16 protein-coding genes, 1 other RNA gene and 1 pseudogene are annotated in these 20,292 nt (G+C 63.8%); 5 read left to right on the top strand and 13 right to left on the bottom strand.

Annotated elements, in window-relative coordinates; translation table 11 throughout:
• Positions 1 to 5 precede the first annotated feature (5 nt).
• The 12 genes from ychF to CK944_RS13280 form a co-directional block, all read right to left on the bottom strand.
• A complete protein-coding gene (gene ychF / locus CK944_RS13225) occupies positions 6 to 1,103 on the bottom strand; it encodes a redox-regulated ATPase YchF (protein WP_103173537.1) in 1,098 nt (365 codons plus the stop codon).
• 60 nt (positions 1,104 to 1,163) lie between these two features.
• Entirely contained in the window at positions 1,164 to 2,285 is a 1,122-nt protein-coding gene (locus tag CK944_RS13230; protein ID WP_103173538.1) for an ABC transporter ATP-binding protein, read from the bottom strand.
• Positions 2,282 to 3,094 carry an ABC transporter permease gene (locus CK944_RS13235; RefSeq protein WP_103173539.1) on the bottom strand — a complete coding sequence of 271 codons (813 nt, stop codon included), beginning with the start codon at positions 3,092 to 3,094 and terminating at the stop codon, positions 2,282 to 2,284. Before CK944_RS13235 ends, CK944_RS13230 begins: the two co-directional genes overlap by 4 nt.
• Positions 3,091 to 3,960: an ABC transporter permease gene (locus tag CK944_RS13240; RefSeq protein WP_103173540.1), complete on the bottom strand. Its 870-nt coding sequence runs from the start codon at positions 3,958 to 3,960 to the stop codon at positions 3,091 to 3,093. Before CK944_RS13240 ends, CK944_RS13235 begins: the two co-directional genes overlap by 4 nt.
• Positions 3,961 to 4,048: 88 nt before the next feature.
• Complete coding sequence (locus CK944_RS13245) at positions 4,049 to 4,819, bottom strand: squalene/phytoene synthase family protein (RefSeq protein WP_103173541.1); 771 nt, start codon at positions 4,817 to 4,819, stop codon at positions 4,049 to 4,051.
• A 24-nt stretch (positions 4,820 to 4,843) separates the two neighbouring features.
• Entirely contained in the window at positions 4,844 to 6,259 is a 1,416-nt protein-coding gene (gene cysS, locus CK944_RS13250; RefSeq protein WP_103173542.1) for a cysteine--tRNA ligase, read from the bottom strand.
• A 27-nt stretch (positions 6,260 to 6,286) separates the two neighbouring features.
• The gene (locus tag CK944_RS13255) at positions 6,287 to 7,507 is read right to left on the bottom strand and encodes a glycosyltransferase (protein ID WP_103173543.1); all 1,221 of its coding nucleotides are present in this window, start codon (positions 7,505 to 7,507) and stop codon (positions 6,287 to 6,289) included.
• The gene (locus CK944_RS13260) at positions 7,504 to 9,102 is read right to left on the bottom strand and encodes an ABC transporter ATP-binding protein (protein ID WP_103173544.1); all 1,599 of its coding nucleotides are present in this window, start codon (positions 9,100 to 9,102) and stop codon (positions 7,504 to 7,506) included. Before CK944_RS13260 ends, CK944_RS13255 begins: the two co-directional genes overlap by 4 nt.
• Complete coding sequence (locus CK944_RS13265; protein WP_103173545.1) at positions 9,099 to 10,202, bottom strand: ABC transporter permease; 1,104 nt, start codon at positions 10,200 to 10,202, stop codon at positions 9,099 to 9,101. Before CK944_RS13265 ends, CK944_RS13260 begins: the two co-directional genes overlap by 4 nt.
• The gene (locus CK944_RS13270) at positions 10,202 to 11,278 is read right to left on the bottom strand and encodes a microcin C ABC transporter permease YejB (protein ID WP_103173546.1); all 1,077 of its coding nucleotides are present in this window, start codon (positions 11,276 to 11,278) and stop codon (positions 10,202 to 10,204) included. The genes CK944_RS13265 and CK944_RS13270 overlap by 1 nt, the downstream gene beginning before the upstream one ends.
• A gap of 91 nt (positions 11,279 to 11,369) precedes the next feature.
• The gene (locus CK944_RS13275) at positions 11,370 to 13,232 is read right to left on the bottom strand and encodes an extracellular solute-binding protein (RefSeq protein ID WP_103173547.1); all 1,863 of its coding nucleotides are present in this window, start codon (positions 13,230 to 13,232) and stop codon (positions 11,370 to 11,372) included.
• A 142-nt stretch (positions 13,233 to 13,374) separates the two neighbouring features.
• On the bottom strand, positions 13,375 to 13,908 hold the full coding sequence (locus CK944_RS13280; RefSeq protein WP_103173548.1) for a cytochrome c family protein: 534 nt from the start codon (positions 13,906 to 13,908) through the stop codon (positions 13,375 to 13,377).
• 115 nt (positions 13,909 to 14,023) lie between these two features.
• Here CK944_RS13280 and CK944_RS13285 point away from each other — a divergent pair, with 115 nt between their 5' ends.
• Positions 14,024 to 14,881 (top strand): prephenate dehydratase, encoded by an 858-nt coding sequence (locus CK944_RS13285; RefSeq protein ID WP_103173549.1) that lies wholly within the window; start codon positions 14,024 to 14,026, stop codon positions 14,879 to 14,881.
• On the opposite strand, the gene CK944_RS13290 is transcribed toward CK944_RS13285, so the two are convergent.
• Positions 14,878 to 15,330: a hypothetical protein gene (locus CK944_RS13290; protein ID WP_103173550.1), complete on the bottom strand. Its 453-nt coding sequence runs from the start codon at positions 15,328 to 15,330 to the stop codon at positions 14,878 to 14,880. The genes CK944_RS13285 and CK944_RS13290 overlap by 4 nt on opposite strands.
• Positions 15,331 to 15,610: 280 nt before the next feature.
• Here CK944_RS13290 and CK944_RS13295 point away from each other — a divergent pair, with 280 nt between their 5' ends.
• The 4 genes and pseudogenes from CK944_RS13295 to CK944_RS13310 all read left to right on the top strand — a co-directional run.
• A complete protein-coding gene (locus CK944_RS13295) occupies positions 15,611 to 17,476 on the top strand; it encodes a bifunctional 2',3'-cyclic-nucleotide 2'-phosphodiesterase/3'-nucleotidase (RefSeq protein WP_103173551.1) in 1,866 nt (621 codons plus the stop codon).
• 39 nt (positions 17,477 to 17,515) lie between these two features.
• Positions 17,516 to 17,614, top strand: an RNA gene (gene ffs / locus CK944_RS13300) — signal recognition particle sRNA small type.
• Between the two features lie 99 nt (positions 17,615 to 17,713).
• Positions 17,714 to 19,282 carry a DUF6538 domain-containing protein gene (locus tag CK944_RS13305; RefSeq protein ID WP_103173552.1) on the top strand — a complete coding sequence of 523 codons (1,569 nt, stop codon included), beginning with the start codon at positions 17,714 to 17,716 and terminating at the stop codon, positions 19,280 to 19,282.
• A gap of 76 nt (positions 19,283 to 19,358) precedes the next feature.
• A pseudogene (locus CK944_RS13310) lies at positions 19,359 to 20,292 on the top strand (IS5 family transposase); the annotation flags it as partial.

Raw genomic sequence — 20,292 nt, forward strand, 5'->3', positions numbered from 1 at the left:
CCGCGTCAGCCGTTAAACAGGAAGTGCAGGACGTCGCCGTCCTTGACGGCATAGGTCTTGCCCTCGACCCGGAACTTGCCCGCCTCTCGCGCGCCCGCCTCGCCCTTGTAGGCGACATAGTCGTCATAGGCGATGGTTTCCGCGCGGATGAAGCCGCGTTCGAAATCGCCGTGGATCACGCCGGCGGCCTGCGGGGCCAGGGTGCCCTTGTGGATGGTCCAGGCGCGGGCCTCCTTGGGGCCGACGGTGAAATAGGTGTCCAGGCCCAGCAGCTTGTAGCCTTCGCGGATCAGGCGATCCAGGCCCGCCTCGTGCAGGCCCATCTCCTCCAAGAACATGGCGGCTTCGTCGGTGGGAAGCTGGCTGATCTCCTCCTCGATCCGGGCGGAAATCACCACATGGCCCGCACCCTGTTCCGCCGCCATCTTCGCCACGCGGTCGGACTGGGCATTGCCGGTCGAGGCCTTCTCCTCCTCCACATTGCAGACGAACAGGACCGGCTTGGCGGTCAGCAGTTGCAGCATGTTCCAGGCCTTCCGATCCTCGTCAGCGACCTGAACGGTGCGCGCGGGCTTGCCGGATTCCAGCGCGGCCTGCGCGGCCTTCAGCAGCTTTTCCTGGGCCACGGCCTCCTTGTCGCCGCCCTTCAGCTTGCGCGCGATATTCGCGAGGCGGCGCTCGACCGATTCCAGGTCGGCGATCATCAGTTCGGTCTCGATGGTTTCCGCGTCCGCGATGGGATCGACGCGGCCTTCGACATGGGTGACGTCGCCATCCTCGAAGCAGCGCAGGACATGGGCGATGGCGTCCACCTCGCGGATATTGGCCAGGAACTGGTTACCCAGCCCCTCGCCCTTGCTGGCGCCCTTCACAAGGCCCGCGATGTCCACAAAGGTGATCCGCGTCGGAATGATCTGCTTGCTGCCAGCGATCTGGGCCAGCGTGTCAAGCCGGGGGTCGGGCACGGCCACGTCGCCCACATTGGGCTCGATGGTGCAAAAGGGGAAATTCGCGGCCTGCGCGGCGGCGGTCTTTGTCAGCGCGTTGAACAGCGTCGATTTGCCCACGTTCGGCAAGCCGACAATTCCCATGCGAAAGCCCATGACGCGCCCCTTTTGCTAAGTCTGGCGCGTTCTAGGCAAGCGGCCGGGCTTCTGCAAGCGTCAGCGGAACAGGACCAGCGATCCCGGCGACCAGGCAAGGCGGGTGCGGGTCCCCACCTCCTGCACGTCGCGGCCGAAGACGTTGCGCATGGAAATGCGGACCGTGTGCGCCTTGCCGTCGATGGCGGCGGCGCCGTCCAGCCGCAGGTCGTAATAGGTCATGTCGCCGTAATAGACGACCTCGTCGATGGTGGCGTTGGTTTCGCGCGGCTGGCTGTGGGCCTGGTTCGGGCCGACCAGAGTCATGGTTTCGGGGCGAAAGCCGATCGTCGGCCCTTCATCGTCGGGATTGGCGCGGCTGATCTGGCGGGCGGGCAGTTCCACCACGCCCAGGCCCGGAGCCTCGACCGTGGCCACGCCGTCGCTTTCGCCCAGGATATGGGCAGGCAGGAAGTTCATCACGCCGATGAAATCCGCGACCCGGCGGCTGGCCGGACGGGCATACAGCGCCTCGGGTCCGTCAAGCTGGGCGATCTCGCCCTCGAACATGACGGCGATGCGGTCGGACATGACCAGGGCTTCCTCCTGGTCATGGGTCACCAGGACGAAGGTGATGCCGACCTGGCGTTGCAGCTTGATCAGTTCGACCTGCATCTGTTCGCGCATCTTGCGATCCAGCGCGGACAGCGGTTCGTCCAGCAGCAGCACCTTGGGCTTGAGGATCAGCGCGCGGGCAAGCGCGACTCGCTGGCGCTGCCCGCCCGACAGCGCGTGCGCGGCGCGGTTGCCATATCCGCGCAGGCCCACCATAGCCAGGGCCTCCTCGACCAGGGCCGCCTTTTCCGCCTTGCCGCGCGGATCGCGGCGCAGGCCGAAGGCCACGTTCTGCGCGACCGTCAGATGGGGAAAGATCGCATAGGACTGGAAGACCATGTTGGTGGGCCGCTTGTTCGCGGGCACCTCCTCCATATGCTTCTGGTCGATCAGGATCGCGCCTTCGGAAATGTCCTCGAACCCGGCAATGGTGCGCAGCAGCGTGGTCTTGCCGCAGCCCGAGGGCCCCAGCAGGGAAAAGAACTCGCCCGCCCGGATGGTCAGGTCGATGCCCCGCAGCGCGTGATAGTCGCCGTAATGCTTGTGGACGCCGCGACATTCGATCATCGGCTTGCGGTCGTCGGTCACAGGAACCCTCCGGTCGGATTGCCGCCCATGCGGGCATTGCCGCGGCGGCGGAAGTATTCGCCCAACGCCAGCAGCACGATGGACAGCGCCACAAGGACGGTGCCAAGCGCCATGATCATCGGGATCTGCTTGGGAAAGCGAAGCTGGCTGAAGATATAGGTGGGCAGCGTCGGCTGATTGCCCGCCAGGAAGAAGGCGATGATGAATTCGTCCAGGCTGATGGTGAAGGAAATCAGCAGTGAACTGATGATCCCCGGCATGACCAGCGGCAGGGTGACCAGTCGGAACGCGCTCCACCGTGTTTCGCCCAGGTCATAGGCCGCTTCCTCCAGCGACTTGTCCAGGCTGGAGAACGCGGTGGTCAGGATCGCGATGGCATAGGGCATGCAGATCAGCACATGGCCGACGATCACGGTCAGGATCGACAGTTGCACCCCCGCGCCCAGCAGCACGACCAGCAGCGACATGGCGACGATGATTTCTGGCAGGACCATCGGCAGCAGGATGAAGCCCATCATGCCGCCCTTGCCCGGAAACTCGAACCGCGTGGATGCGCGGGCCGCAAAGATGCCCAGGCAGGTCGCCAGGATCGCGGCGGACACGGCGATGATCAGCGAATTCGTCAGGGCCGTGCGCAGCGTGGCATTGGCCCACATCTGCGAAAACCAGTCGGTCGTGAAGCCCTGCAGCGGAAAGGCGATGATCGTGCCGGAATTGAAGGCGAACAGCGGCAGCAGGATGATCGGCGCGTAAAGGAACAGCAGATACAGCAGCGCATAGGCCTGCAGGCCGCGCCCCTGCCCCTTCACGACCGCACCTTCAGGAAGCGGCGGTTGATCAGCAGGAAGACGATGCTGACAAGGGCGACGATGGCCATTGCGGTGACGGCCAGGGCCGATCCCAGCGGGCGGTTGTCCAGCGCCAGCATCTGCACCTGGATCAGGTTCGCGATCATCGGGATCTTGCCGCCGCCGATCAGTTCGGGGGTGACGTAATCGCCGATGGTCGGGATGAAGACGATCAGCACCGCCGCCAGCACGCCGGGCATCGCCAGGGGCAGCGTGACGCGCCAGAAGGTCATCGCCCGGCTTTCGCCCAGGTCGCGCCCGGCTTCCAGCAGGGACCGGTCGATCTTTTCCAGCGCCACGAAGATCGGCAGGATGGCGAAGGGCGCATAGGCATGGGCCAGCGTGATCACGATCGAGTTCACGTTATAGAGGATGAAGGTCAGGGGCTCGTCGATGATGCCAAGCCCGGTCAGGCTGGAATTGATGACGCCATTATAGCCCAAGATCACCTTCCACAGGAACACCCGGATCAGATAGCTGGTCCAGAAGGGAATGGTGATCAGGAACAGCCAGGTCGCCTTCTTTTCCGGCCGCACCATGAAGCTGACGTAATAGGCCACCGGAAAGGCCAGCAGCACCGTCGCCAGCGTGACAAGTGCCGATACCGTCAGCGACCGCAGCATCACCGTGCGCACGATGGGATCGGTCCAGACCTGGACGTAATTGGCCCAGGTGAAGTCGCGCACGACCGTCAGATAGCCGTCGGTCAGGAAACTGTAGGTCAGGATCGTCAACAGCGGCGCCGCCAGAATCAGCAGCGCATAAAGGAACGGGGGCGCGATCAGGGCATAGCCCTGCCTCGCCTGTGCATCCAGTCCTTTGGCCATCCGTCCGTCCCGCCGTCCCTGTGTCCCAATTCCTTTCATATCAGCCAAAGCATGAAAAGAGGGTTTATGGCCGAGGCAAGACCATGGGCTAGCGCCACCATCGCCCGGTCAGCGCCAGCCGCGCCAGCGAAGCCCGGTGTCGAAACGGTGCAACAACAGGCACTTCCTTGAAGATGTTCACCTTGCCGCTGAGGACGCCGGTCAACAGCGGCCCCACCCCCGGGCCAGGATACAGGGCCGCAGCCGCCCGTTTCGGCAGCAGCCTGCGCGACCCTGCGGCACGGCCGAACGCCTCTTGCGCCAGTCGGGCCAGGCGGGCCGCATCGGCGGTGTCGGCGCTTGCCAGTCCAAGGCCGATGGGTTGCAGTCGAGGCAGCGCGCGCAGCCAAGCCACCAGCCCCGCGCCCAGCCCCTGATCGGCGGCGACCGCCTGCCCTCGCGCATCCGCGCCCAGCCGTCCAGCGGCCAGCGTCATCAGCCGCCCGCTGGTGTGGGCGACATAGTCGGCCACCTCCTCGGAGGTTGCGAAAGGTTCGCGAAAGCAGTCGCGGCGGCGGGCCTCGGCCAGGGGGGCAAGCTGCCCGGCCTCGGTGCCCCAGGCCTCCCACAAAGGGGTCAGCACGTCATGCAGGGGGGGCGGTCTGCCCGTGCCCATCTCGGCCAGCCGGTCCACCCACCATTGCAGCCGCATCTCGGCCAACAGCGGCTCGCCCGACTGAAAAGGTGCCCGCGCGATTTCCAGGTTCAGCGCGTAAAGCGTTATAAGCCCAGGCCGATCCTGCGGATCGGCGACCAAGACCGCACCGAAGCGGTCGGGATCCTCGGACCGGACCAAGTTGGTGCAGGCTTCAAGGGTCATCAGGTTCTCCCTGACTGAGAGAAACTATAACAGCCATCTGCTTTCAATAGCATCAAGCTTTACAACAATTTCCTTCGCCCAGTCTGAAGAGGTAGGGGTGAGGAAGTCAAACCTAGCAGGACCGTCCCTTCCGGCCGAAAGCTGAACCGAAGCGTCCAGCAGTTGCTCCCGCAAACGATCAGCGGCCTGATAATCCTTCACTGCACGTAAACCAAACCACACTTCAGCCAATCGCTTTACACGACTTAGAATTTCCTCATCAGATGGACGTTTTGCTGCCCACCCGTAATCTCCCGGCAGCAACAGCCCGAGAAGGCGGGCCGATGTTAACAAACGTGGTGCATCGCCTGCTTTTGCCAGTTCATGCAATGCCGCTATTGCAACAGAGGTATTTAGATCGTCAGCTAGTGCGGATACCACTTCTTTAGCAGGTTTGGTTGCTGGCTCGATACCTACCACCATCTCATGCCAATTAGACAAAATTGTCTGAGCTTCGTTTGCCTTTGCCTCCGTCCAATCCATAGGCTTCCGATAGTGCGTCCTCAACATCACGAACCGGATCACCTCGCCCGGCACGCCCTTGTCCAGAAGATCGCGGACCGTGAAGAAGTTGCCCAGCGACTTGGACATCTTCTTGCCCTCGACCTGCAGCATCTCGTTGTGCAGCCAGACATTGGCGAAGCCTGCCTCGGGATGGGCGCAGCAGCTTTGGGCGACCTCGTTCTCGTGATGAGGAAATTGCAGGTCGATGCCGCCGCCGTGGATGTCGAAGCTGGGGCCAAGAAGCGCCGCCGACATGGCGGAGCATTCGATATGCCAGCCGGGACGGCCGCGTCCCCAGGGACTGTCCCAGCCGGGTTGGTCGGCGTCCGAGGGCTTCCACAGCACGAAATCCATCGGGTCGCGCTTGAAGGGCGCGACCTCGACCCTCGCGCCGGCGATCATGTCGTCCACCGAACGGCCCGACAGGCGGCCGTATTCGGGAAAGGACCGGACATCGAACAGGACATGCCCCTCGGCCTCGTAGGCGTTGCCGTTCGCGATCAGGGTCTCGATCATCGCGACCATCTGGACGATGTATTCGGTCGCGCGGGGCTCGTGGTCGGGACGCGCGGCGCCAAGGGCGTCCATGTCCTGGTGATACCAGGCCACGGTCTCCTCGGTGATCTCGCGGATGGTGCGACCGGTGGCGGCGGCGCGGGCGTTGATCTTGTCGTCCACGTCGGTGAAGTTGCGGACATAGGTGACGTGATCCGCGCCATAGACATGGCGCAGCAGGCGCACCAGCACGTCGAAGACCAGCACCGGCCGGGCATTGCCCAGATGCGCGCGGTCATAGACGGTCGGCCCGCACAGGTAGAGGCGCACGTTCCGGGGGTCCAGGGGTTCGAAAACCTCTTTCTTGCGGGTGCGGGTATTCGTCAGCCGGATCTCGACCATGATGCGCCTTTCTGTGATGTGGCGGATCTAGCCCATCGGCGCGTGGCTTTCCACCCATGCAATCTGGCGCGGCAGGCTGTGGCGATGCAGGTCATAGCCGTCCAGGATCGTCTGCCGCGCCGCTCTCCGCAGCCGGTCCGCATCGGGATCGCCCGCAAGGCCCCGGATCAGGGCGTCCGACAGCGCCGGCACGTCGAAGAACGGCACCAGCCGCCCGTTCTCACCGTTGCGCAGCAGTTCCCGCACCGGCTCGGTATCCGAGGCCACGACATAGCCCCCCGCCGCCATCGCCTCGGTCAGGGACCAGGACAGCACGAAGGGATAGGTCAGATAGCAATGCACGCGGGCCAGCTGGATCAGCGACAGGTAATCCTCGTAAGCGACACGGCCCAGGAAATGGACGCGGGACAGATCCAGCCGGTCGCCCAGTTCGTCCAGCATCCGCGCCTTCCAGGTGCCGCCGTCCTTGGGGGCGTTGCCATAGCTGGTGCCCTCGGCCCCTACGATCACGACCTGCGCCTGCGGTCGGGCAGCCAGAAGGGCAGGAAGCGACCGCATGAAGATGTGGAACCCGCGATAGGGTTCCAGCGAACGGCTGACATAGGACAGAACCTCGTCCCCCGCCTGCAACGTCCGACCGCCCGGCAGGGTCAGCGTGGCCCGGGGGTTCGGACAGACGCGGTCGGTGTCGATACCGTCGTGGATGACCGTGATCTTGCCGCGCAGTTCCGGCGGGAAGCTTTCGGCTTGGTAACAGGTGGGCGCGATCGCGGCATCGGCCTGGACGATGCCCTGGATCAGATGGGCCGATCGCGCCACGGTCAGCATCCGCGATTCGTCGCTGTCCTGTTGCAGTTCGGGATCGAAGCCCACATCCTGGCCGCGCGTGCGGTACAGAAGCTCGGCATAGACCAGCAGCTTCGCATCGGGCCAGATTTCACGCAAAAACAGCGTTTCGCCCCATCCGGTATGACCGATGATCACATCCGGGGTGAACCCGTGCCGGTCCCGCAAGGCCCGCGCGCCGCGTGCCGCCAGATAGCCACGTTCGGCATGGGTGGCATAGCTGCGGCCGAAACCGGTTACCTGCACCGGGTCGGGCATCTTGTAGCGCACGGTCGAAACCTGGCTGGTCCGCTGGTTCTTTTCATCCGTCAGGGCCAGGACCTGATGGCCGCGCGCGGCAAGAGCGGGGGCCAGATGGGGGAACTGGCCCGGAAAATTCTGGTGAACGAACAGGATCTTCATCGGTGATGATCACGAAATGCCGCCGCGAGCAGCGCGCGGGTATACTCCTGCTGCGGGGCGTCGAAGATTTCGGTCGTGGTCCCCTGCTCGACCACTTCGCCCGCGCGCATGACCATGATCTTGTGCGACATGGCGCGCACGACGCGCAGGTCGTGGCTGATGAACAGGAAGGCCAGCCCGTATTTCTGCTGCAAGCCGCGCAGAAGCTGGACGATCTGCACCTGCACCGTCATGTCCAGGGCGCTTGTCGGTTCGTCCAGCACCACCACCTTGGGCCGCAGGATCATGGCGCGGGCGATGGCGATGCGCTGTCGCTGCCCGCCGGAAAATTCGTGCGGATAGCGGTGCATGGTGTCGGGGTTCAATCCCACCTCTGCCATGATCTCGGCAACCATGGTGCGGCGGTCGCGGCCTTTTTCGACCCCGTGGACAGTCAGGCCCTCGGCGATGATCTGTTCGACCGTCATCCGGGGCGACAGGCTGCCGAAGGGATCCTGGAAGACGATCTGCATGTCGCGGCGCAGCCTTCGCAACTGGCGCGACTGCCAGCGGGAAATGTCCTGGCCCATGAACAGGATCGGCCCGTCGCTGGCGATCAGCCGCATGATCGCCAAGGCCAGCGTCGTCTTGCCGCTGCCTGATTCCCCGACGATGCCCAGGGTTTCCCCGGCCCGCAGGGTCAGGGTCGCGCCGTTCACGGCCTTCACATGGCCCACCGTGCGGCGCAGCAGGCCACGTTGGATCGGAAACCAGACCTTCAGGTCGCGCGTCTCGACCATGGTTTCGGCAGTATCAGAGATGGGGTCGGCCCTGCCCGTCGGTTCGGCAGCCAGCAGCTTGCGTGTATAGTCGTGCTGCGGATTGGCAAAGATCTCGGCCACCGGGCCCTGTTCCACGATCTCGCCGTCCTTCATCACGCAGACGCGGTCGGCGATGCGGCGGACAATGCCAAGGTCATGGCTGATGAACAGCATCGACAGCCCCTCGGCCGCCTTCAGTTCCGCCAGCAGGTCCAGGATCTGCGCCTGGATCGTCACGTCAAGCGCGGTGGTCGGCTCGTCCGCGATCAGCAGTTCCGGCCCGTTGGCAAGCGCCATGGCGATCATCACGCGCTGCCTCTGCCCGCCCGACAACTGGTGCGGGTAATCCGACAACCGCGATTCGGGATCGCGGATGCCCACGCGGGTCAGCAGTTCGACGATCCGTGCGCGTGCCCTGGCCCCGGTCAGCCCCTGGTGCAGCGCCAGGCTTTCGCCCAGCTGCTTTTCCAGCGTGTGCAGGGGGTTCAGGGATGTCATCGGTTCCTGGAAGATGAAGCTGATGTCATCGCCCCGGATGTCGCGCAGCATAGGCTCGGGCGCGTCCACCATCTCACGGCCCGCGTATTTGACCGATCCCTCGACCACGGCGGAATCGCCCAGCAGGCGCACGGTGGACAGGGCCGTCACCGACTTGCCCGACCCGGATTCGCCCACCAGGGCCATCGTCTCGCCCTTGCCGATGTGGAAGCTGACGCCCTTGACGGCGGGCACAGTCCGGCCTTCCTGGCGAAAGCTGATGCGCAGGTCCTGGACCGACAGAACGGCTTCGGTCATTTGAAGGTCTTCCGGGGGTCAAAGGCATCGCGCACGCCTTCGAAGACGAAGACCAGAAGCGACAGCATGATGGCGAATGTGAAGAAGGCGGTGAAGGCCAGCCAGGGCGCCTGCAGGTTCTGCTTGGCCTGCAACGCCAGTTCCCCCAGCGAGGGCGCCGATGCGGGCAGGCCATAGCCCAGGTAATCCAGCGCGGCCAACCCGCTGATCGTGCCGGTCACGACAAAGGGCAGCATGGTCAGCGTGGCGACCATCGCGTTGGGCAGGATGTGGCGGAACATGATGGTGCGGTCGGACACGCCCAGGGCACGGGCGGCGCGGACATATTCGAAATTCCGCGCCCGCAGGAATTCGGCCCGGACTACGCCCACAAGCGCGGGCCAGCCGAACAGGATCGTCACGAAGACCAAGAGCCAGAAGCTGCGCCCCAAGATCGCGAACAGGATGATGATGACGTAAAGCGACGGGGTGGATGCCCAGATCTCCAGCACCCGCTGGAAGACCAGATCGGTCCGCCCGCCGAAATATCCCTGGATCGCCCCCGCCGCGATGCCCACGACAGATGCCACCACCGTCACGATCAGCGTGAACAGGATCGAGATGCGGAAGCCATAGATCACGCGGGCCAGCACGTCGCGGGCGGTGTCGTCGGTTCCCAGCCAATGTGTGCCGTCCGGCGCGCTTGGGGCGCTGCCCACGTTGTTGATGGTCGAATAATGGAACGGGATCACCGGCCAGATCATCCAGCCCTGTTCATCCTTGGGGATGTCGCTGGTGCCCGCGTCCACGGCGGCGATCAGTTCCTCGGGCGTGTCCCAGCAATCCTGGCTTCCGCCGGTCACGATCAGGCATTCCACGGCCGGGTCGTTATAGATCGCCTCGGTCTGAAAATCGCCGCCAAAAGCGGTTTCCGGATAGAAGTTGTAGGCAGGAAAATACAGTTCCCCGCGATAGCTGGCGACAATGGGTTTGTCGTTGGCCACCAGTTCGGCACACATGGCGATCACGAACAGGATTGAAAAGATCACCAGCGACCACAAGGCGCGGCCGTTGCGGCGGAAATTTCGCCAGCGGCGGCGGTTGAGTTCCGAGAGTGCCATCAACCGGCCCTCGATTCAAAGTCGATGCGCGGATCGACGAAGACATACATCATGTCCGACAGGATCCCCACCACCAAGCTGAGAAGCCCGAAGACGTAAAGCGTGCCGAAGATCACCGGATAGTCGCGCTGCACCGCGGCCTCGAAGCCCAGGCGGCCAAGGCCGTCCAGCGAAAAAACCGTCTCGATCAGGATGGAAGCGCCGAAGAAGACGCCCAGGAACACCGCCGGAAACCCTGCGATGACGATCAGCATGGCGTTGCGGAAGACGTGGCCGTAAAGCACGCGCCCCTCGGTCAGGCCCTTGGCGCGCGCGGTCATCACATACTGCTTGTTGATCTCGTCCAGAAAACTGTTCTTTGTCAGAAGGGTTAGCGTGGCAAAGCTGGAAATCGTCGAGGCCACCACCGGCAGGGTCGCGTGCCAGGCATAGTCCTTGATCTTGCCCCAAAGCGTCAGGTCGGCGAAGTTGTCGCTGGTCAGACCGCGCAGCGGGAAGATCTGCCAATAGCTGCCGCCCGCGAACAGCACCATCAGCAGCACCGCGAACAGGAAGGCCGGGATCGCATAGGCCATGATGATGATGCCCGAGGTCCAGGTGTCGAACCGCGTCCCGTCGCGCACCGCCTTGCGGATCCCCAGCGGGATCGAGATCAGATAAGCCAGCAGCGTGGACCACAGGCCCAGCGTGATGGACACCGGCATCTTCTCGATCACCAGGTCGATGACGCTGATCGACCGGAACCATGACGTGCCGAAATCGAAGGTCAGGTAATTGCCCATCATCGTCAGGAAGCGCTGCAAGGGCGGCTTGTCGAAGCCGAACTCTTTCTCAAGCTGGGCGATGAACTCGGGCGGCAGGCCGCGCGCGCCCTCGTATCCTTCGACCACGCCGGTGTCGGCGCCCGCGCCCCCGCCGGATATGTTGCTGAAGGCGTCGCCCGAACCCTGCACCTGCGCGGCGATCTGTTCGATGGGACCGCCGGGGACAAATTGCGTCAGGGTGAAGTTCACCACCATGATCCCGATCAGCGTCGGGATGATCAGCAGCAACCGCCGCAGGATATAGGCGCCCATCGGATTGCCCTTGCCCCTTGCGGGCCTTCGCGGCCCCTTGTCCTTTATCCCGCCCTTGTCGGGCGGGACCGCCCGGAAATCAACCCTGACGTCAGCGGATCGCCCTTGCCGCCTTCAGTTCCGCCTCGCGCGCGGTATCTGCCCACCAGAAGTCCAGCGTGCCAAGCGCATAGGGCGGCATCTGTTCGGGGTGGCGATACATGTCGTAATAGGCCAGCGTGTATTCGGCCTTGTACCATTTCGGCACCCAGAAGCGCAGGCTGCGCAGGGCGCGATCCAGGGCGCTGATGGCGACAAGGTTTTCTTCCTGCGTTTCCGCCTGCTGGCCCAGTTCCAGAAGCCGGTCGATGGCGGGATTGGCAAGGCCCATCGGGTTGAACACGTCGTCCGCGTCCTCGGACCCGAAGACCTGGCCGGCGTAACCGCCGACCGCATAGGACTGGCCCAGCGAATCCTCGACCATGTCGAAATCCTTGGACCGGGTGCGCAGCTCCATCTCGGCATTGTCCACGCGGCGGTTCACGGCGTCGATGCCGATGGCGCGCAGGTTCTGGACAAAGGGGTTAAGGATGCGATCGTTGCCCACGTCGTCGTTCAGGATCTCGACCCGCAGCACCTCTCCGGCGGCATTGCGGCGCATCCCATCGCTGCCCACGGCCCAGCCCGCCTCGTCCAGCAGGGCCATGGCCTGGCGCATGTTCCGGCGATCCTGCTGGCGTTCGCCCGAGGTCGGCTGGACCACCGCGTCATCGGTCAGGATGCCTTCGGGCAGATCGGCCGCGACGGGTTCCAGCCGCGCGACCTCCTCGGGCGTGGGGGGGCCGTCGGCGCGGAATTCGCTGTTGTCCCAGAAGGAATTGACGCGCGTTTCCAGACCGTAAAGCAGCGTCTGGTTCGTCCATTCGAAGTTGAACATCAGCCCGATCGCTTCGCGCACGCGGATGTCCTGGAACTTCTCGCGGCGCAGGTTGAAGACCCAGGCATCCGCGCTGGCGATCTGGCCGTTGGGCAGCGTTTCCCGCACCACGGCACCCGAGGCAAGGGCCGGAAAGTCATAGCGCGTGGACCAGTGCATCGAGGATGTCTCGTTGCGGAAGGTGTATTCGCCCGCCTTGAAAGCCTCGAAGGCGCTGTCGAAGTCGCCGAACATCTCGTAGCGGATGCGGTCGAAGTTGAAGCGGCCCTGGTTGATCGGCAGGTCCTTGCCCCAGTAATCGGGGTTGCGTTTCACGACCATGGTGCGGCCCATGTCGGCGCGGTCGAACATATAGGGACCGGACCCGACATAGGGGATGTTCGTGCTCTGCTCCAGGTCGCGCTCGTTGTCCTCGAAGTCCTTCTTCGAGAAGACGATCTGGTTGCCCATCTGAGAAATCACGTCGCGGCGGGGATAGCCTTTGGCGAAGGTGAACTTGATGCGGTGGTCGTCCAGCACCTCGGCCTTGGCGACCATCTGCTGCATCGCCATGCGGAAGGACGACAGGCCCTTGTCGCGCAGGGTTTCAAAGCTGAACAGCACGTCATGGGCGGTCAGCGGCGTGCCGTCGCTGAACTTCGCCTCGGGGCGCAGATTGAAGATCACCCAGTCCTTGCTTTCGGGATATTCCAGCGTCTCGCACAAAAGGCAGTAATCGACGCCCAGCTCGTCCGCCGGGCTGTCCATCAGCCGTTCAAGCTGGATCACCGACAGGGCGATGGCCCGGCCCCGATGGGTGAAGGGGTTGAAGCTGTCGAAGCCGCCGACCGCGCCAAAGGAAATCTCGCCCCCCTTGGGCGCGTCGGGGTTCACATAGCGGTAATGGGGGAAATCGGCAGGCAGCGCGGGTTCGCCGAACAGCGCGATCGCGTGGGTCTTGATGACGGTTTCGCCGTTCCCGGTCGCCTCGGCCTCTTGCGACAGGGCGGCACCGGCCGGGGCAAGGGCAAGGGTGGCGATCAGGGCAAGGCGGCGCATGGGGCGAACTCCGGCTGTGGTGTCTGCTGCACGCTAGGCAGCGCGGGGGACACGATCAAGCCGCGATTTCGTGAGGCCGCGTGGGATGCGCGCATGAAAAAGGGCGCATCCCGCGATGCGCCCCATTCCGATGCGGACAGCCTTACTGCTGGGTTTGCAGATAGGCGATGATGTCGGCGCGATCCTGGGGATCCTTCAGGCCGGCAAAGGACATCTTGGTGCCCGGCACGTCCGCCTTGGGGTTGGCCAGGAACTCCTGCAGCGCCTCGGGCGTCCAGGCAGGCACCTCGGCCTTGTGCTCGACCATGGCGGGGGAATAGTTGAAGCCCGCGACGGAGGCGACTTCGCGGCCCACGACGCCGTTCAGGTGCGGGCCGACGCCGTCCGTGCCGTCCAGCTTGTGGCAGGCCTTGCACTTGCCGAAGTCCTTTTCGCCCGCGGCGGCATCGGCCGAAGCCAGCAGCGCCGCGAAGTCGATCTGCTCCTCGGCCGCTTCCTCGCCGCCCGCGGCCTCCTCGACCGGGATGGTATAGGCCTGCGCGACCTCCTCACCCTCGCCGTGATGGGTGGAGCCGACGTGATACAGCGATCCCGCCGCCCAGTTGGCCAGCATCAGAAACAGCAGCGCGCCGATCAGCGCGCCTGCGGCCTTGGTCACGGTCATGGTGTTGAACATCGCGTGCGATCCCCGCCTTGGTAAGCTCGTCAATTCGTGGGGTATGTATCCGCTTTCGCTTTGAAGGATCAAGGTATAGTTGACCACACGAGCCTTCAAAATTCGGACAGCGGCCATGACGACCACGACCAACCGCATCGCCTTCCAGGGCGAACCCGGCGCCTACAGCCACGAAGCCTGCCGCAAGGCGCGGCCCGGGATGGAGGTCCTGCCCTGCCGCACCTTCGAGGACGTGATCGAGGCCGTGCGCAGCCACGAGGCCGACCTGGCCATGCTGCCGGTCGAGAATTCGACCTATGGCCGGGTGGCCGACATCCATCACATGCTGCCGGAATCCGGCCTGCACATCATCGACGAGGCCTTCGTGCGGGTCCGCATTGCGTTGATGTCGCTGCCGGGCACCCGGTTGGAGGATGTGCGCCACGTCCGCGCGCATCTGGTGCTGATCCCGCAGGCGCGCGGCTTCCTGACGCGGCATGGGATGACCGCCTCGGCCTCGGCCGACAGCGCGGGCGCCGCCGCCGATCTTGCGCGCGACCGGATGCCGGGCGAAGGCGTCATGGCCAGCGAACTGGCCGCCGAGATCCACGGGCTGGAGGTGCTGGCCCGCGACATCGAGGATCATCACCACAACACCACCCGCTTCCTGATCATGGGACGGCAGCCCGATTACAACCGCCGCTCCGACCGGATGCTGACCACCTTCGTCTTCCGGGTCCGCAACATTCCCGCCGCGCTCTACAAGGCCATGGGCGGGTTCGCGACGAACGGCGTCAACATGACCAAGCTGGAAAGCTATATGGTGGACGGTGTCTTCACCGCGACCCAGTTCTATGCCGATGTCGAAGGCCACCCCGAGGATCCGGCCCTTCAGCGCGCGCTTGACGAATTGCGCTATTTCACCTCGTCGCTGGACATCCTGGGCGTCTATCCCGCCGATCCCCTGCGCGAGGCGCAGCGGCAGGCGGGCTAGGCCGCGCGCAGGTGCGTCAGGAAATCGGCGATCCGCTGGTCGTATTTCCGGTCCAGTTGCGCCTTGCCCAGCTTGGCGGTCTGCAACAACAACCGGGCGCGCATGGTACGGGGACGGATCTCGGTTTCGAACAGCAGGCGCGATTTCACGCGGCTCAGCGCCACGACGGTCATGTTGATGGACAGGTCGAACTGGTCTGACTGGCCGTCAAGCGTGATGTGGGACGGGCGGTCGAACCGGGTGACATCCAGCCGCACGTTCCGCCGTTGCCCGCGCCAGTTGAAGTCGATGGTCCAGCCTAGCCCGGTCCCGGGGTCCTGGGCCGGGTCGATCCGCCGGACCTGCGCGCCCCGCGCCCCCAGGGTGCGTTCGCTTCGGGAAAAATCGCTGATGATGTCAAAAAGCTCGGCCGACGGCTTGTCGGTATCGAAGCGGGTCGAGAATTTCATTTCTGCCTGACCATTCAATGCCGGCGGTGGCCCGGCTGCTGCAAATTGCGGGGTTCATAACGATCCAGGCCATTTCTTTCAACCGCAAGGGTATCCCCTGTCGCCGGATCACCGGCAGGCGTAAGCCCTGTGCCGATTCAGGCACGGCTGCAGCCTTTATCGTCAATGTGCGGGGGATGATGGTTGCACGACAATCTGTGGTTGTGAAGACGTCGTGCTGTCGATAATTTGATCAGGACAGGATGCCGCCGTCGCGCCGCGCCTGTGGTCGAGGATTGGAATGCGGGACACAGCGGGCGTGGCAAACGAAGGCGACCCGACGTCGGACCTGACGGATACCGTCGGTCTGCGCATCCTGGCGACGACCGACATGCACATGAAGCTTCTGCCCCATGATTACCTGGCGGATCGTCCCTGCCGGCAGGGAAGCCTGGCGCAGATCGCGTCGCTGGTGGACAGGCGGCGGGCGGGGCGGAACACGCTGCTTCTGGACAACGGGGACTTCCTGCAGGGAACGCCGCTGGGGGACCAGGCGGCACAGGCGGGCGGGCGACATCCGGCCATCGCCGCCATGAACCAGATGGGCTATGACGCGGCGGCCATCGGCAATCACGATTTCGCCTTTGGCCTGGATGTTCTACAGGCGGCTGCCCGTCAGGCACGGTTCCCGTTTCTTGCTGCTAATCTGCGCCTTCGGGGACGGCCGGACTTTCCCCGCTTCTCGATCCTGGACAAGCGCGTGCTGACCGATGACGGGCGCCCGGCCGGCCTGCGGATCGGCCTGGTTGGTTTCCTGCCGCCGCAGACGACCGCCTGGGACCGCGACCTGTCGCGGCAGATGGCCTGCGACGACATCCTGGCCACGGCCCGCCTTGTCGTTCCGCAGATGAAGGAAGCGGGCGCCGATCTGATCATCGCCCTGGCGCATAGCGGAATTTCGCACCGTCCCGCAGCCCCTTTTGGCGAAAATGTCGCGGCCGAACTTGCCGTCATCGACGGGATCGACGTGATCGTTGCGGGCCATACCCACGAGGTCTTTCCAGGCCATCAGGTGGCGGGCAGGCCGGGCGTCGATACGGCGGGCGGCACCCTGTCGGGCAAGCCGGCCGTGATGCCGGGCTTTGCCGGGTCACATCTGGGCATCGTCGACCTGTCATTGACCCGCGGTCCTGGCACTGGCTGGCGCCTGTCCGATGCGACATCGCACTGCGAGACTGTCGGTCCCGATCTGCCCCCCGCACCTGCCATCACGGGCGTCGTGTCGCCCGCGCACCGGAAGACGATGGCGGGGCTGCGGACCCATATCGCCCGCAGCGACCAGCGGATCAGCAGCTATTTCGCGATGGTGGGCGTGGACCCCGCGCTGTCCCTGGTCAACATGGCGCAACGCTGGTTCGTGCGCAAAAGCCTGGCCGGAACCCGGCTGGAGGGTCTTCCGGTCCTGTCGGCCGCCGCGCCTTTCCGGGCAGGCGGGCGGGGTGGCCCCGGCTATTACACGGATGTCGCGCCCGGCCGGCTGCGGCTGGGGAACCTGACCGACATCTATTCCTTTCCGAACCGCATCTGCGCCTTGCAGATCGACGGCGCCGACCTGCGCAACTGGCTTGAACGCTCGGCCAGCGTGTTTCGACAGATCCGCCCTGGCGAACACGACCAGCCGCTGACCGACCCGGGTTTTCCGGCCTATCAGTTCGATGTCATCCAGGATGTCGCGTGGCGGATCGACCTGTCGGCCCCACCCGCCTTTTCGGTCGATGGCTTTCCGGCTGGCGGAAGCCGCATCCGCGACCTGACATGGCGCGGCCGCCCCGTTCGCGACGAGGACCGGTTCGTCCTTGCCACGAATTCCTATCGACTGGCGGCCTGCGGGCTGTTCGCGCCCCTGACCATCGGCAAGCCGATCGCCCTGCCCCCAGGCCCTCAGACCAGAAACGTGATCCGCGATTACCTGCGCCAGCGCCGTTGCCTGTCCATCGACCCAAGCCCGGCCTGGCAGTTCATGCCGATGCCCGACACCACGGTCCTGTTCGAGACGGGTCCCCAAGGCCTGCCCCTTCTGGCCGAGGTCGCGGAACGCTGCGGCCGCCGGATGGATCATGTGGGCCATGACGACCGCGACTTCGCCGTCATCCGCCTGCATCTTTGACGGCTTGCATCGCCCGCGAACCCGCATTATCTAACGCATCGAGAGGTTGGCGCGGGCAGGCGCCTCGCCAACCCGGTCAGGTCCGGAAGGAAGCAGCCGTAACGAGCCCCGCTTGGGTCGTTGTCCAGCCTCTCACCCTTTCATCCGCTAAGCTCTTGATGTGAATAAAGGCCCTTGCCTTGCAGGGGCTTTGGTCGTTTCGGTGTCACAAAAGCTGTTACAAACCGGATCTTCAACATGGCTGGCGCAACCCGATACCTACTGAACCGAAACGGCAGATTCTTCGCGCGCCTGGTAGTGCCGAAAGATCTACGCCGGATCGTCGGCAAGAGTGAGCTACGCACTGCACTTGGCCCTGATCTTCGCACGGCTATGAAGCATCTGCCTGGCGCTGTCGCAGCTCTCCAGCACGAACTGGCGGTGGCTGAGCGGCAGGTAGCAGCCAGCGGCGCAGGCAACGTTCAGCTAGGACGGTATCCCCTTGCTCCTGATCAGATTGCTGCCAGTCATTATGCTCAGCGTCTCGCTTTCGACGATCTGCTGCGGAACGATTCACGTTATGCCTCGATGCCGATCGACGATCTTCTGGTTCAACGACTTCGCCTCGGAATGGCGGGTCGCCTGAATGATGCAGAACTGGCTGAGCTTGTCGGAGCACAGCTCGAACGATTTCGACTCTCCGGAAACCTGACTGCACAGCCGGGTAGCGATGAATGGCGGCAGATTGCGCGCGCTCTTTGCATGGCGGAATATGAAGCGCTGTCGCGTGTCGCGGAACGGGACGAGGGCGATTTTACTGGCCAGCCTCAGAACTCCTTAATCGTCAATGCACAGCCGCCAGTGGACACTCCGCCTCCTGTCAGTATTAAGCGTCTCTGGAGCGACTACGTGGCAAGCCGCCAACTTCTCGGACGCATGGCCGACAAGGGGCGACGTCAGGCGCTGGCCGTCGATAGCCTTCTTGACTACCTGCGCCACGACGACGCCAACCGAGTGACAAGGAAGGACATCAGTGCTTGGCTTGATCTAGCGGTGACGCAGCGCAGTCCTTCAACTGTAAGCAAGGTCTACCTTCCAACGGTTCGAAGCCTGTTTAAATGGGCGCACAGCAAGGATCGCATCCAAGCTGATCCGACTGTTGGCTTGCGTGTCGAGACTCCGAAAAAGGTGCAGAACCGTGAAAAGGGCTACACGACGCCCGAAGCGATTAAGGTGCTGAAAGCATCACGTGCCTATCAGCCCAAGACGGGTCCCGCTGGCAAAGTGCTGGAGAGCCCAAAGACAACAGCTGCCAAGCGCTGGGTCCCCCTTCTTTGCGCATTCACCGGCGCCAGTGTCGCAGAGATCACGCAGCTACGGAAAGCCGATTTCCGGAAGGAAGGCGACGTTCATGTTGCGCGGATCACACCGGAGGCAGGCAGCACGAAGACAGGCCAATGGCGCGACGTTCCACTGCACCATCAGACCATCGCGTTGGGCTTTCTAGATTACCTTGAAAATGCTCCTGAGGGCCCGCTCTTTCACAATGCCACCGACCCAGCCAAATTCATCTACCATGCCAAAAAGATGGCAAACCGCATCGGCGACTGGCTGCAAGAGAACAAGCTTGTCCCTGATGGTGTCCAACCGTCACATGGCTGGCGACACCGGCTCAAGACCATAGGACGTGAGATGGGGATACAAGATCGTGTTCTGGATGCCATCCAAGGCCACGCACCTCGGACTGCGGGAGACAACTACGGCGACATTACGATCAAAACGAAGGCTGAGGCAATTGAGCGGCTGCCAGACTACGATCTGACTTAGGCTGCTGAAATAGTCAGGCCTCGACGCCAAATGAAGGACATGATTCATCTCCTGCAGGATGTTGTCGGAGGCGATCATGCGGGGCACGGACGAGACAAGCGGATCGCTGTTCAGCTATGTCGATCTTGAGGACCGCATCCCTGCGCGGCACCCGTTGCGGAAGATCCGGCAAGTAGTGGATGACGCACTTGCCAGCCTCGACGCTGATTTGGACCGTCTTTATGTCGATTTCGGCCGCCCCTCGATCGCACCGGAGCGGCTGATCCGGGCCAGCCTGCTCCAGATCCTGTTCTCGATCAGGTCCGAGCGGCAACTGATGGAGCAGATGCAGTATAACCTGCTGTTCCGCTGGTTCTTGGGTCTCGGAATTGGTGACGCGGTTTGGGTGCCAACGGTGTTCTCGAAGAACCGCAACCGGCTGCTGACGACCGAGATGTCGCGCAAGGTCATGACGGCGATCCTGGCCCATCGCGAGGTCGCGCCGCTCCTGTCGGACGATCACTTCTCGGTCGATGGCACCCTCATCAAGGCCTGGGCATCGATGAAAAGCTTCAAGCCGAAGGCAGAGGGCACGCCGCCCGATGACGAGGGCCCCGACGGTTCGCTCGCCCAGGATGACACCACCGATGATCAGACTGCCGAGACCAACCCCGAGACAGCTCCAATGCCCCGCACCAACCATCGCAGCCGCAATGCCGAGGTCGACTTCAGGGGCGAGAAGCGTTCCAACGCAACCCATGTCTCCACGACCGATCCAGAAGCGCGGCTTTACAAGAAAGCCCCTGGCACAGGCGCGATACTCTGCTTCATGGGGCATGCCTTGATGGAGAACCGGCATGGATTGATCGTTCAGGGCGATCTGACCCAGGCCGACGGTCATGCCGAGCGAAAGGCCGCAATGGACATGCTGCATAGTCATTCCCCAGGCTAGACCCAAAAACTGACGCTGGGCGCTGACAAGGCCTATGATGCCGCTGGCTTCGTGGCTGAGAACGGCAGTGAGAAATTAG

It is taken from the genome of Paracoccus sp. SY (assembly GCF_002901215.1).
GTDB classification, from domain to species: Bacteria; Pseudomonadota; Alphaproteobacteria; order Rhodobacterales; family Rhodobacteraceae; genus Paracoccus; species Paracoccus acridae.